8 protein-coding genes and 1 pseudogene are annotated in these 12,992 nt (G+C 43.1%); 3 read left to right on the forward strand and 6 right to left on the reverse strand.

Annotated features, from left to right (window positions below; genetic code table 11):
- Positions 1-489: 489 nt before the first annotated feature.
- Positions 490-3,291, forward strand: a pseudogene (locus V7R35_RS13555) (bifunctional aconitate hydratase 2/2-methylisocitrate dehydratase); the annotation flags it as partial.
- A 17-nt stretch (positions 3,292-3,308) separates the two neighbouring features.
- Here V7R35_RS13555 and lnt read toward each other — a convergent pair.
- The 4 genes from lnt to V7R35_RS13575 form a co-directional block, all read right to left on the reverse strand.
- A complete protein-coding gene (lnt, locus tag V7R35_RS13560; protein ID WP_334015425.1) occupies positions 3,309-5,015 on the reverse strand; it encodes an apolipoprotein N-acyltransferase in 1,707 nt (568 codons plus the stop codon).
- The gene (locus V7R35_RS13565) at positions 5,012-5,800 is read right to left on the reverse strand and encodes a lipase secretion chaperone (RefSeq protein WP_334015426.1); all 789 of its coding nucleotides are present in this window, start codon (positions 5,798-5,800) and stop codon (positions 5,012-5,014) included. The genes lnt and V7R35_RS13565 overlap by 4 nt, the downstream gene beginning before the upstream one ends.
- 81 nt (positions 5,801-5,881) lie before the next feature.
- Positions 5,882-6,811 (reverse strand): hypothetical protein, encoded by a 930-nt coding sequence (locus tag V7R35_RS13570; RefSeq protein ID WP_334015427.1) that lies wholly within the window; start codon positions 6,809-6,811, stop codon positions 5,882-5,884.
- A gap of 138 nt (positions 6,812-6,949) precedes the next feature.
- Positions 6,950-7,882, reverse strand: a complete 933-nt coding sequence (locus tag V7R35_RS13575) for an alpha/beta hydrolase family protein (protein ID WP_334015429.1) — start codon at positions 7,880-7,882, stop codon at positions 6,950-6,952.
- 304 nt (positions 7,883-8,186) lie between these two features.
- Between V7R35_RS13575 and V7R35_RS13580 the strand changes: the two genes are divergently transcribed.
- Both V7R35_RS13580 and lysC read left to right on the forward strand, forming a co-directional pair.
- Positions 8,187-8,636 carry a DUF192 domain-containing protein gene (locus V7R35_RS13580; RefSeq protein WP_334015431.1) on the forward strand — a complete coding sequence of 150 codons (450 nt, stop codon included), beginning with the start codon at positions 8,187-8,189 and terminating at the stop codon, positions 8,634-8,636.
- Between the two features lie 60 nt (positions 8,637-8,696).
- Positions 8,697-10,046, forward strand: a complete 1,350-nt coding sequence (gene lysC, locus V7R35_RS13585) for a lysine-sensitive aspartokinase 3 (RefSeq protein WP_334015433.1) — start codon at positions 8,697-8,699, stop codon at positions 10,044-10,046.
- Between the two features lie 64 nt (positions 10,047-10,110).
- On the opposite strand, the gene V7R35_RS13590 is transcribed toward lysC, so the two are convergent.
- Together V7R35_RS13590 and V7R35_RS13595 are read right to left on the reverse strand one after the other, a co-directional pair.
- Complete coding sequence (locus tag V7R35_RS13590) at positions 10,111-10,752, reverse strand: SOUL family heme-binding protein (protein WP_334015434.1); 642 nt, start codon at positions 10,750-10,752, stop codon at positions 10,111-10,113.
- 167 nt (positions 10,753-10,919) lie between these two features.
- On the reverse strand, positions 10,920-12,944 hold the full coding sequence (locus V7R35_RS13595; protein ID WP_334015435.1) for a HAMP domain-containing methyl-accepting chemotaxis protein: 2,025 nt from the start codon (positions 12,942-12,944) through the stop codon (positions 10,920-10,922).
- Positions 12,945-12,992 lie beyond the last annotated feature (48 nt).

The following is a 12,992-nucleotide window of genomic DNA, read 5'->3' on the forward strand; positions in this document are numbered from 1 at the left end:
AGTAAAAACAGCCAAAAAGACGTTTAATAGCACAACACCGCAAGCTTGTTTTAGCGTAATTTACTCGCAATATGCCACACCGTAGCGCTAGCATCGCCAGGCCTAAGTGCGTCAAATTCTTCATATTCGTTGCTTATTTGTACTGGTAGTACCATAAATGCGAGAAATGTTTGTCATAAATACAACACTATTATTTATTACGCTTTGCTGACAATTGTTTGACCGAGCACGTTTTTTATTTTGTTAGCTTGCTCTTATGTTGCTGATTATTAATAAATAATTTTAACGTTGTGCTTTTTTTTGTTTCTGAGGTGAGGCAAAACATAATGCTGCTTGGTGTAAAAAATTCTTGCATTAACGACTATACTCTTTTTCGCCAAGCATTACGTGCAGCGCGAAAATCAGTTAAAATATAGCCCATTTTCATATGCGTATAGCTAAGACCGACTTAACACTACGCCCAAGTAAAACTAAGACCGAGAGAACTATATGAGTTTGTATTCAGAATATCTGGCAGAGATTGAGACCCGTAAAACGGAACTTGGTCTTAACCCTAAGCCAATCGACAGTGCAGACCTGCTGTCTGAAATTATTGCTCAAATTAAAGATACAACAAACGAGCACCGCGAAGACTCTCTTAAATTCTTTATCTACAACACGCTGCCAGGTACTACACCTGCAGCAGGTGTTAAAGCACAATTCTTAAAAGAAATTGTACTTGGCGAAGAAAAAGTAGAAGAAATCACTCCTGAGTTTGCACTAGAGCTACTTTCACACATGAAAGGTGGCCCATCTGTTGAAGCATTACTAGACTTAGCGCTTTCTAGCGACGAAGCAGTAGCAAAACCAGCGGCAGAAGTTTTGAAAACACAGGTTTACCTGTACGAAGCTGACACAGAGCGTCTAGAAACTGCATTTAAAGCAGGCAACGCAATTGCTAAAGACGTATTAGAAAGCTATGCAAAAGCAGAGTTTTTCACCAAGCTTCCTGAAGTTCCAGAGAAAATTGAAGTAGTAACCTACATTGCTGCTGAAGGTGATATTTCAACTGACCTTCTTTCTCCGGGTAACCAAGCTCACTCCCGTGCAGACCGTGAACTTCACGGTCAGTGCATGATTTCTCCTGAAGCACAGCAAGAAATTGTTGAGCTAGGTAAAAAGCACCCTAACGCTAAAGTAATGTTAATTGCTGAAAAAGGCACAATGGGTGTAGGTTCATCACGTATGTCTGGTGTGAACAACGTTGCACTATGGGCCGGTGAGCCAACAAGCCCTTACATTCCATTTGTAAACAAAGCACCAATTGTTGCTGGTACTAACGGTATCGCGCCAATCTTCCTTACTACGGTAGACGTAACTGGTGGTATTGGTCTTGACCTTAAAAACTGGGTTAAGAAAACTGACGCAAATGGCGAAGTAGTTCGCGATGAAAACGGCGATCCAGTACTAGAAGAAGCTTACTCTGTAGCAACGGGTACTGTACTTACTATCGACACCAAAGCGAAGAAGCTATACAACGGTTCAGAAGAACTAGCTGATGTTTCTGCGTCATTTACTCCACAAAAAATGGAGTTTATGAAAGCGGGTGGTTCTTATGCGGTAGTATTTGGTAAGCAGCTACAATCTTTCGCAGCAGCTACGCTAGGTACAGAAGCACCAACCGTGTATGCACCTTCAAAAGAAGTATCACACGAAGGCCAAGGCCTAACAGCAGTTGAGAAAATCTTTAACCGCAATGCGGTTGGCGTAAACTCAGATGCGCCGCTTCACGCAGGTTCTGACGTTCGCGTTAAAGTAAACATTGTGGGTTCTCAGGACACTACAGGCCCAATGACATGCCAAGAGCTAGAGTCAATGGCGGCGTCAACCATTTCTCCACTTGTTGACGGTGCTTACCAGTCTGGTTGTCACACAGCATCAGTTTGGGATAAGAAAGCACAGGCTAACATTCCAAAGCTTATGTCTTTCATGAACAACTTTGGCGTAATTACAGCGCGTGACCCTAAAGGTGTTTACCACTCGATGACTGACGTTATCCACAAAGTGCTTAACGACATCACGGTAGATGACCGCGCAATCATAATTGGTGGTGACTCGCATACGCGTATGTCAAAAGGTGTAGCGTTCGGTGCCGACTCGGGTACGGTAGCACTAGCACTTGCGACAGGTGAAGCGGCAATGCCAATTCCAGAGTCTGTGAAAGTAACCTTTAAAGGTAGCATGAAAGAGCACATGGACTTCCGTGATGTGGTTCACGCTACTCAAGCGCAAATGCTTAAGCAGTTCTCTGGCGAGAACGTGTTCCAAGGCCGCGTAATTGAAGTACAAATCGGTACTCTACTAGCTGACCAAGCGTTTACGTTTACCGACTGGTCTGCAGAAATGAAAGCGAAAGCGTCAATCTGTATCTCTAATAACGAGACTATGATTGCGTCACTTGAGCTTGCTAAGAGCCGTATCCAAATCATGATCGACAAGGGCATGGACAACGAAGCTAACATGCTTCAAGGCCTACTTGATCTTGCTGACAAGCGTATTGCTGAAATCAAGTCTGGCGAAGAGCCAGCGCTTGCTCCAGATGACAACGCGAAGTACTACGCAGAAGTGGTAATCGACCTAGATCAAATCGATGAGCCAATGATTGCTGACCCAGACGTAAACAACGAAGATGTGTCTAAGCGTTATACGCACGACGTTATTCGTCCGGTTTCTTACTACGATGGTAAGCCAGTAGACCTAGGTTTCGTTGGTTCTTGTATGGTGCATAAAGGCGACATGCAAATTATTGCTCAAATGCTACGCAACCTAGAGAAGCTTAACGGCTCTGTAGAGTTCAAAGCGCCCCTAGTAGTTGCGCCACCAACATACAACATTGTTGACGAGCTAAAAGCAGAAGGCGATTGGGAAGTACTTGCGAAGTATGCAGGTTTTGAATTCGACGATGCTAAGCCTAAAGAAGCGGCGCGTACTAAGTACGACAACATTCTTTACCTAGAGCGTCCTGGATGTAACCTGTGTATGGGTAACCAAGAAAAAGCTGAGCCAGGCGATACGGTAATTGCTACGTCTACTCGCTTATTCCAAGGCCGTGTTGTAGCCGACTCTGCTGAGAAGAAAGGTGAATCTCTACTAGGCTCTACGCCGCTAGTAGTACTTTCAACTGTACTTGGCCGCTTCCCAACCACTGAAGAATACAAGCAAGCGGTTGCAGGTATCGACCTTACTAAGTTTGCTCCACCTTCAGAAGACTTAGCAGTTAAGCCTAAATTTGCTGCTGATGTTGCTGTGGAAGCGCCAATTCGTAAGTCTCATTGGCTATTAAGGCGCTTTCCGTGTAGTGCTAAAAAGCTCATAAGAAGGCAAATTACAAATAAGAACGATAAAACAGTAGGTAACGCGTAAGGGTACTGATTGAAGATAGTTGGTTTTGTTGTTTGCATGTGAGGTACGTTAATAAGAAATCCGCCAGCTTGGTTAGCAGGACTCTCGAATATTATCTTGCCAGATAGGTTAGTTGCTATCGAAGGACCATTATTGGTGACGTGCACCAGAGGAACTCGGTTTTCCACGCCACGTAAGATAGAACCCAAAATATGTTGATTGGCTTGGTGCTTAGAATCGAACCAGCCATCATTAGATAGCGCAACAAGAACAGTAGAACTTGGCCTATTTTCTAACGCATTTGTAATTGTCTTAGTGACGAAAAATGGAAAGGTTGTCTCGTAGCAAATTAAAGGAACGATATATTGTGTAGTAGCTTTGGATAAGTCGGTATTTGAGACGCCAGTTTTGAACAAGCCAGTATTGCTTCCTTTTGCTAAATAGCTATCTTCAATATTAAATGAACTTTCAAAAAGCGCAGATATGCCAGTATAGCGCGCAAATGAAGGCATATATTCGCCAAACGGCACTCGCATTATCTTGTCGTATCTCTGCGGTTCACGTTGCTCGGGCGTTAGTAAAATAGCAGCGTTATATTTTTGCATTTCATCTAAGGCGTACGACGTTTCGAAATCATGGAATAGTACCGATGTGTTCAACTGGGCTAGCTGGCGATGATACGCGGCTTTTACTATATTTTCGTTTAGATAACCTTTGCCTTGCCCTTCAGGCCAAATAACTATCTCGGCGCCTGCCGCCGCTAATCGTTCAGTCATGTCCATTTCAGGCGGATATGTATCAGAATATCCAGGGTAGCGCGCATAGTGCTCAATGGCTGGTTTTTCGTTACTTTGAATAACGCCCCATGTTGAATAAGGCGTAAGCGTTGACTGATGCTGCCAAAATGAACTCGCATAAAGCCCGTAGCTAAACCAAGCAGCTAAAGCCACTAAAAGCGGTAAGAACAATGTGAACAGCGACGCCTTTGGCATTGACTGCACGGCATAGCAAATTTTTTCTTTGGCATTATTGGTTTTTAAAACGGCTTTAAGCCATAGAAAAATAGTGTAATTACACCACCCCATCAGGAAAGTGAGTCCTAACGAGCCAGTAATGTCTATTGCTTGTAGGCTTAATGTAAATTTCGCCTGTGTGTCAGCAAGTGAAATAGGGAATAAAAGTGGGAAATACAAATCGGTAATGCACAGACATAACGGGAACAATAGGGACCCGTAAATACGGGTATTTTTTGAAAGAAATGTGAATGTAAGCATCAATAGCACTAGGTAGTGCGCAGAATAGAGCCAATACATTAAGGCAATTGATAGCCCTGTTGCGTCAGAAAAACCTTGGGTTAATACCACAAAATTGTAAATCCAATATTTACCTATCACTATAGCTACTACGCCACCCATTAAGCTGAGAAGATAAATGGGGAGAAAACGCATACCACTTGTTGCAAAAAGCAGGGGAACAAATGCTACCCAACCAAGAGGAAAATAATCGTGTTGGATAAAAGGTAGGGCGAAACATACGCCAAATAAAATACTTAGAAATGCAGACTTTAAAAATCTGGATGTTAAAAAAACAGAGCGTAAACAGTGAGCAATACTTGTTGATAACCCAATGCTCACAATGTTTCCTCAGAACTGCTGTTTACGTTATCGCTGATCTGTTTGTATGCTTCCAACGCAGTTTTATATTTGCGCGCAGTGTTATCAAGCTGCTCTTTTCGCTCTTCATCTGAAAGGGTTGGGTTTAGCAGCGCTATCTTACGATTTAAAAAGTACCGAGTTTGAGCGTTTTCTTTTCCGAAAATAGTTTGGCTCTCTCGTTTTGAAAACAGCGCTTGCTGTAAATGTTCAATTTTAATGTGCAGTTCAAGGTGCTGAAGAGCAGTGTTGTAGCGTGTTGCACTATCCTCATTGCTAGTGTTTCTCGTGTCATTAGTGGCACTTTTTGAACTAAGCTCATTGTGCATTTTTTCTGTGAGTTGGTTTTTCCGCTGTGTGTACAGCTGGTAGTTATCCATCGTTTTTTTCACATACTCACTGTCTTCCCTACCTATTGTCTTTTCAAGCAAATAAAAGAACCGGTCTTTAATTCGCGCGTCTACTGTATTGGCAACAAAGTGATTTATTGAGACAAGCGTTTGTTGTGACAAAGTTATCGGCAACACACTATTTGGCTGTGTGTAAACGTCAGAAAGTAAAGAGGCAAACGAAACGTGTGATAAGCCGTACTGTTCCCTTGATATTGGCGCTTTCGACGAATTTTGATTTGGCTGAGCCCAGAACGTATACGATTTTTCATCTGAAGCGCTGTCATTTAACTCAATAATAAGCAAAGTGATAAGTACAGAAAATGCGAGTATAGCGAACACAAATGCACCTCGGCGGCGAGGATTATTAATCAGCATGTTGTTATCATTGATTGTTCTTCAGCCTTGGTTATCAAGGCTTGTAAGCGGCACGGTTGAAAATACCAACTTTATTGTCCATTAACTTGCAGTAGTTAAACCAAAATAGGCCATTTTTTCTCTTTCTAGTGCTGTGAAGTGAGCGGCTAACAATGCCTTAAACTCTTGTTGTTGCGCAGCTTCAGACAAAGAAGAACGTTTTACTGTGCTCCATTCATCAAGGAAACGATCGTAGCGTGCATCCCAATCATCAATAGATAACGCATCACGTATTTGCTTATCTTGCAGTTCTTGTTGTGCAGCGGCTATTTCTTGCTCACTTAATGTAGTGTCTAAAGAAAGCTTCATAGCATCAAACATATAGGCGGCTGATGCATCAGTAACAGAAAACAAGCTGTTCGCCGTATTTTCCCCTAAATGAAGCTCTCTTAACGTCTTCAGCTCATTATAAAGCTGTTCATTGTCGTCAATGTTTTCCTGTGTTTCCAAGCTAGGCTCTACTAAAGCCTCTTGTGTCGAGGAAAAGATCTCTTTTGCACCTAAAAATTCAGTGTAGTTCTCTACAAGCAATGCAACTTGTTCACCCACTTTACCAGGCAATGCATCCATAATGAGATGCTTCAGCGCCTGTAAATCAGACGGTGAAAGTTTCGCGTGTATACGCTCAAGAGCTTCGTCTAATGCGATAAGAGTAGCATGGTCGAGCACTACATCTCCGTTTGCATCAACCTTAACCGCCTGCAATGCCATAAAGACTTGCTCTTTGGTAAACGGACGATTGAGCGTTGATGATGCAGATGGTGTTGATGCAGTTCGCTGCAGCATGTCCTTTAACGTTGAAAAAGGTACGTCGCTAGTTTGTGCAAGCCCAGCGGTATTCTTCTTTAATTCTTCGTTGTCTGCATATTGTGTTTGTGCGTTGCCACTATTTGATGAGTATTCAGTTAGGGTAAAGACACCAACGGCTACGATGGCACAAGCTAACAATACAACCATTTTCTTTGAAAACATGAAACCCTCAACGTTGAGAAAATATAACTATGAAAAAGCGTGCTAAAAAACTATCACTCTTAAAAGTAAAACAAGGTATGCACTAGCAGAACATCATGCCAACGCATAACCGTGTTAAAATATGACGATAATTATCGCCTAATAATTACATGTATCTCTATAATCAGAAATACCAGAGTTAGCTTCGTGGTTAGGTCCGCACAGGAATTGTGAGTAACGTCTATCTTTATCTAAGAAGCGCTTCATCCAAGACACACCGTAAGTGGCAAGCAATACATTATCTCTGCCTGAACCGCCGTTAGCACAGCTATGATCGCCATTGTTTAACTCAAGCAATGCCTTGTCTACGCTGCCATCAATAGCGTTGTAGAAAGGACGTGCGTGAATACCTACTGGTGCAACAATATCGTTTTCGCATGCCATTATCATGGTCGGAACTTCAATTCTATTGTACGGGTTACCACCTAATGTCCAAGGTGCCATTGGCAGGCTTGCACTTAATCTATTTCGAGAAGCGCTTTGAAGTGCACCACCACCTCCCATGGAATGTCCCATAGTGGCTAAGCGATTTTCGTCAATACGATTGAACAAGCTGCTTCGGCTGTTTTTCCCCTCATCAATGAGATAAGACAGAGCACTATCTAGCTGGCGTCCGCGGCTAACAGGCTGGTCAAAGCGAGAGTTGGTATCAATGGTAATAACAACAAATCCGTTAGATGCTAAGACTGGGCCCCACCAAGCTATGGAGCTTTGTGCCGCTGTAAAACCTGGCGAAATTGCAATGGTGGCTAGCTCACCTGAAAGGTTAGATGGGAAATATACTGTGCCGCCGCCGAAACCGTCCACAGACGAGCCAACACGCGTGGTCGCTACAGAGTAAGGGCCTCGCTGTGAGCTAACGCTACTAAGCGTAGGATTTGCACCATTAGCGTAACCGCAATTAAATTCGCATGTATCAGGCAAAGGGAGTCCATCGTCATTGTTACCACCACCGCCAGCGAGGGCAGTAAAGGAAGACAGTAGTGCTGTCATAGTGGCAAAGCCTAAGGCAATTCTAGTTTTCTTTATCATTATTGTATTCCTAGCTTTATTTAGATTGTTCTGTCGAGGTGCACATTTTCTGTACAAACACGAGAATAGTAGATGGTAAGACCAGTGTAAACAGGTAATTTACATTCTGTTTACAATTTAATAAAAAATTACTTGCTTAAATTTGTAAGAAAAAAAATAAAAGGAAAAAAGCGTTTAGAGTTTCAATGTAATTACATTTTATAGAAGGTTAGCTGCCATTGAATGTTGAAATAAATAGTGTATAAACTACCTGACCGGTTGCCTGTTTGATGACCGGTTTTTTTATGGCGAAAAGGAATGTCTAATGGGAAAATCTTTCTTTATTGTTGCTGCACTTGTATTAACCTTAGGGTGTGCAAAAGCACAGGTTGACCCTGTATCTGCTATGAATGAGGTTAGCTTCGATGCTGTCTCTCTAGAAATAGGGAATAAACGCTACAACGTCGAGTACGCAAAGACCTTTGAACAGCGTGCACAAGGGCTTATGTTTCGCAAAAGTATGTGCGAAGACTGTGGCATGTTTTTTAAGTTTTCTTCGCCTAAGTACGCGGGAATGTGGATGAAAAATACCTTCATTCCACTAGACGTAGCATTTATTGACAAAAATGGCGTAATTACGGATATAAAACCTCTATACCCACACAACTTGGAGTCGGTGGGCTCATCTAAAGAGGTACTTTACGCTTTGGAAATGAACCAAGGGTGGTTCGCCAAAAATAATATTAACGTAGGCGACCAAATAACGATTTACTAGTTACGCAAAAAACGTGTGACTAAGCTAGCAAACCGCTAGTGTCTTTCTGGAGTTAAAAAAGTGACAAATGCTTTATCGATAGCGAAGTTCGGTGGAACGAGCGTTGCAAATTACGAAGTAATGCAGAATTGCGCCCGAATTGTTGCCGGTAATGAAAAAACACGCATTGTAGTAGTAAGTGCAGCTGCAGGTGTAACTAATCACCTTGTAAGCCTTGCGCATACACCTATGACGCAGCAGCAAATTGAAGAGACCTGCCAAGCTATAATAAACATCGAGTTGGCAATATTAAATAAGCTTAGCGACAAAGACGTAGTTGAGCCTAAGCTGCATGACTTGCTGGATGAAATGCGAAGCCTCGCATTTCACGAAGAAATACTGCACCGTGATGATTTAAAAGATCAGCTGCTTTCAATGGGCGAGCGCATGTCTTCATTAATGTTTGCGTCGGTGCTAGCAGAGCAGGGCGTGAATACCATGAATTTTGATGTGCGCAAGGTGTTGCGTACCGATAGTGAATTTGGCGAAGGTGCTCCGCAAATTGAAGAAATTGAAAAACTTGCCAAGCAGTTACTGGCTCCAGAGCTTACCAATGCCATTGTGGTAACGCAGGGTTTTGTTGGCGCAGATGCTGAAGGGCGCACCACAACACTAGGTCGCGGTGGTTCAGACTTTACTGCTGCATTGCTTGCTGAAGCACTAGATGCTGAGTCATGCGAAATTTGGACTGACGTGATTGGTGTTTATACCACTGACCCGCGCATAACATCAGCGGCAAGGCCGTTACCAGAACTGAGCTTTGAAGAAGCTGCTGAAATGGCAACCTTTGGCGCAAAAGTATTGCACCCTGCCACCATGGAGCCTGCGCTTAGAAAAGACATCAAGGTGTTTGTAGGCTCAAGTAAAGAGCCAGAAAAGGGTGGCACTTGGATTGTTCGTGATTGTGAGCACGAGCCAGCGTATCGCGCTATTACACGTCGTAAAGAGCAGGTAATGGTAACGGTTAAAACACCCAAGATGATGTACGCACAGGGCTTCCTGCAGCAGGTGTTCGCGATTATTGCGAAGCATAAGTTAAGTGTAGATTTAGTTACCACGTCTGAAATCTCGGTATCGTTTACGCTTGATAACCCAGCGAACTCAGTGGCGCAGCGACTGAACAAAGAAACCATCGCTGAGCTAGAAACAATTTGTGACGTAAAGGTAGAAAAAGGCTACGACTTAGTAACGGTTGTAGGTAACAACATGCAAACCGAAGCTGGCGTATCAAGCAAGATATTATCTGCAGTGTCAGATTTTAACTTACGCATGATTTGTTTTGGCGCTAACCCGCACAACCTATCGTTCTTGGTTAATGAGAGCGATAGTGAAGATGTTGTAAGAAAGCTGCATAAAGCACTGTTCGAATAAATGATGTCTTGAGCTACTCAATTTAATAAAAACGGCCAGCATTTGCTGGCCGTTTTTATATGTTTTATTTCGCCACCGGCATAATCACTTCGTGACGCTTGTCCCAAGGCAGTGTAAAAGGTGAGTCATAGCCTAAGTAACTGGCTTTTCCCGTTACGCGATATCCGTTTTCTGCCAGGGTTTGCTGAAGTTTCTGTGCATGCTCAGCCCTTTTTTCCTCACTGTCAAAACCGCTATAGCCAATAGCGGCAACGGTTCTAGCATCAACCTTAACTAACGATACACTGTCATGGGTGGGCACTGGTGCGTTCGATTCGGTGTATTGATTAGGTAAGAAAAACATCATTCCATTCGTCGGCGACATTTCAACGGGTGAGGTCATCGATATTTTTGTTCCTGCACCGCCATCGCTTTCGTTAACATCATTTCCAATTTCAACTGGCGATGTCATAGAGATTTCACTTCCAGATGTGTTTTCGCCCGATATGTAGTTAAAAAGAAGCTTGAATGCCCCCGCTTCACTGCTTCCTTTAGACATAACAGCCATGGCTTCAGGGTACGCTCTTATCTCTATCTCATTTTCTAAAGAAGCTTCTATGGTATAGGGCAGGGTTTCAGTGTCTTTGTAATATACTTTTTCATTGTCGGAAGCAGCAACAGGCATAGTAAGTAAACTCATGAATGAAATTAATGATAGTAAGCGCATAACGTAAGTTGTTTTCCCAGATACTTTACTGTTATTTAGCTACGTTATTACCGCGTTTCATGGTCACTTTGAGTAGTTGTTTTGTGCTATTGTTTAAAGCTATTACTTTTTGTTTAGGCACAAAAAAAGCGCCGTTATAAGGCGCTTTTTAACACAATAGAGTGAGCTTACACTTTAAACTGTCTAATTGACTGCTGAAGTTCTTCTGCAAGTCTTGCTACTTCATGACTCGATTCAGACGTTTGTTGGGCACCTGCTGTTGTTTCTTCAGCAATACCAACAATAGTCTCTAGCTTTTCGCTAATTTCTTGTGACACAGTATTTTGTTCACGAGCTGACTGTTCAATTTGAGAACTTACGTCGTGAGCTTTGTGAACCGCTTCAGAGATAATATCCAGTGCCTGCGTTGCTTTCTCGGTTTGAGATACACAAGCTGCGGTTTGCTCTTTGCCTTGATTCATTACTGCAACAGCGCGTTCGGCACCTGCTTGCAGCACTTCAATCATGGCATTAATTTCTTGAGTCGACTCTTGTGTGCGGCTAGCCAGTGTTCGAACTTCGTCAGCAACAACCGCGAAGCCACGACCTTGTTCACCCGCTCGTGCGGCCTCAATGGCTGCGTTTAATGCAAGCAAGTTGGTTTGGTCAGCAACACCGCGAATAACGTCAAGAATACCGCCAATGCTGGCGCTATCTTGGTGTAGCTTGTTAATAACGTCAGCGGCGTCTTGTACGTCCTTAGCCAATATTTCAATAGTGTTTTTGTTTTCCAGTGAAATTTGACGAACGTTTTCGGCTTCAGTATCGGCGTGTCGAATTTGGCTCAACGTATCTTCTGCATTTTGCACAACAAGTTGAGACGTTGAGTGCATCTCAGTAGTTGCCGTTGCTACCTGACCAATTTGTGACTTCTGATCTTGAATTGAATGCGTAGTCTGAGCAGTTACCGCCGAGGTTTGCTCTGACGCTGCAGCAAGTTGCTCAGCACGTTCGTTAATGGCCGTAATAAGCTCTTTTAGGTTACCTATTAACGTATTGCAGTTACGGGCAAGTAAACCAAACTCATCTTGAGCACTATCGTCTAGACGATGGGTTAAGTCGCCCGATGAAGCAATAGTAAGCAGCTTATTCACGCGATATAGCGGAATGATGATGGCGCGTACGGTGCGGAAACCAATAATAACGGCAATTGCAATCGAGATAAGCACTACCACGATAACAATGGTATTGCCCGTAGCAATGGTATTGTTAACTTGCTCTTCAACATCGCTGGCTTTTCTATCAGCAAGGCTTAATAGGTTTTCAAGGTCTACCACACCTTGTGCAATGTTTTCGTCAGAGGCATTAAGCGCTTTCTCCGCATCGTTTCTACGTTCAAGACGATCGATATGCAGCTGAACAACACCGTCGCTCGCTTTAATAGCGTTTACCGCGTCGTTAACTAATTCGTTAATATCATCTAACGTACCAGAGTCATCGCGACCATCTGCGGTTTGCACCATATCACTAAGCTGCGTAACCACTTTCTCTACAACCAAATCAACCTCATTGCCCAACGTTTGTGAACGAACAAGGGTTTGCGTTTTAACGTATTCCGATGAAACCGTTAAAAGAGACAGCAGTGACGTTTCTAACTGGCCGCCAATTTCAGCAGCGCGACGAAGCTTTGGATCGCTGTCAACTGCATCAAGGTCAGAAAAATCTAGAAGGTATGTAGATGCATCGTCGGCGTTGTCTTCAGCATCGCCTAAACGGCTTTGAATGGTGTTGCGTAACTCTAAGTATTGCTGGTGGCTGTTATATAGCGCTCCAACATTTGTGATATAGGTTTCGTAACTCTCGCGAACACCATTAAGCGTGCTTTTTAGCTGCGGTTCGTTTTTTACTGCTTGCGCTAACTTTTTGTATTCTGTTTCAAACGTGTCTTTTGCGGCATTAAACGCATCACGTTTTTCTTTAAGTCCACCGAGTTCCTCTTCGATGTAGCTCTCAAAAGTCAGTCTACCCATGTTGAGGAAGCTGGCTTTCAGTGCGTTACTACCTGCTACGGTGGGAAGTGCTACGTCATTTACTTCTTCGGTCGCTGAACCTATTGAATTAAGGTTGAAGAGTGAAACAACACTGATAATGATCAGAAGAGCACTTATCGCTACAAATCCACCGATTATGCGTGTGGCTACCGTTATTTTCATCGGAACTCCTGGATGAGTGTTTTTTTGTTTTTATCGGTTACGATATTA

Source organism: Alteromonas sp. S167 (assembly GCF_036864375.1).
In the GTDB taxonomy this organism is placed as follows: domain Bacteria; phylum Pseudomonadota; class Gammaproteobacteria; order Enterobacterales; family Alteromonadaceae; genus Alteromonas.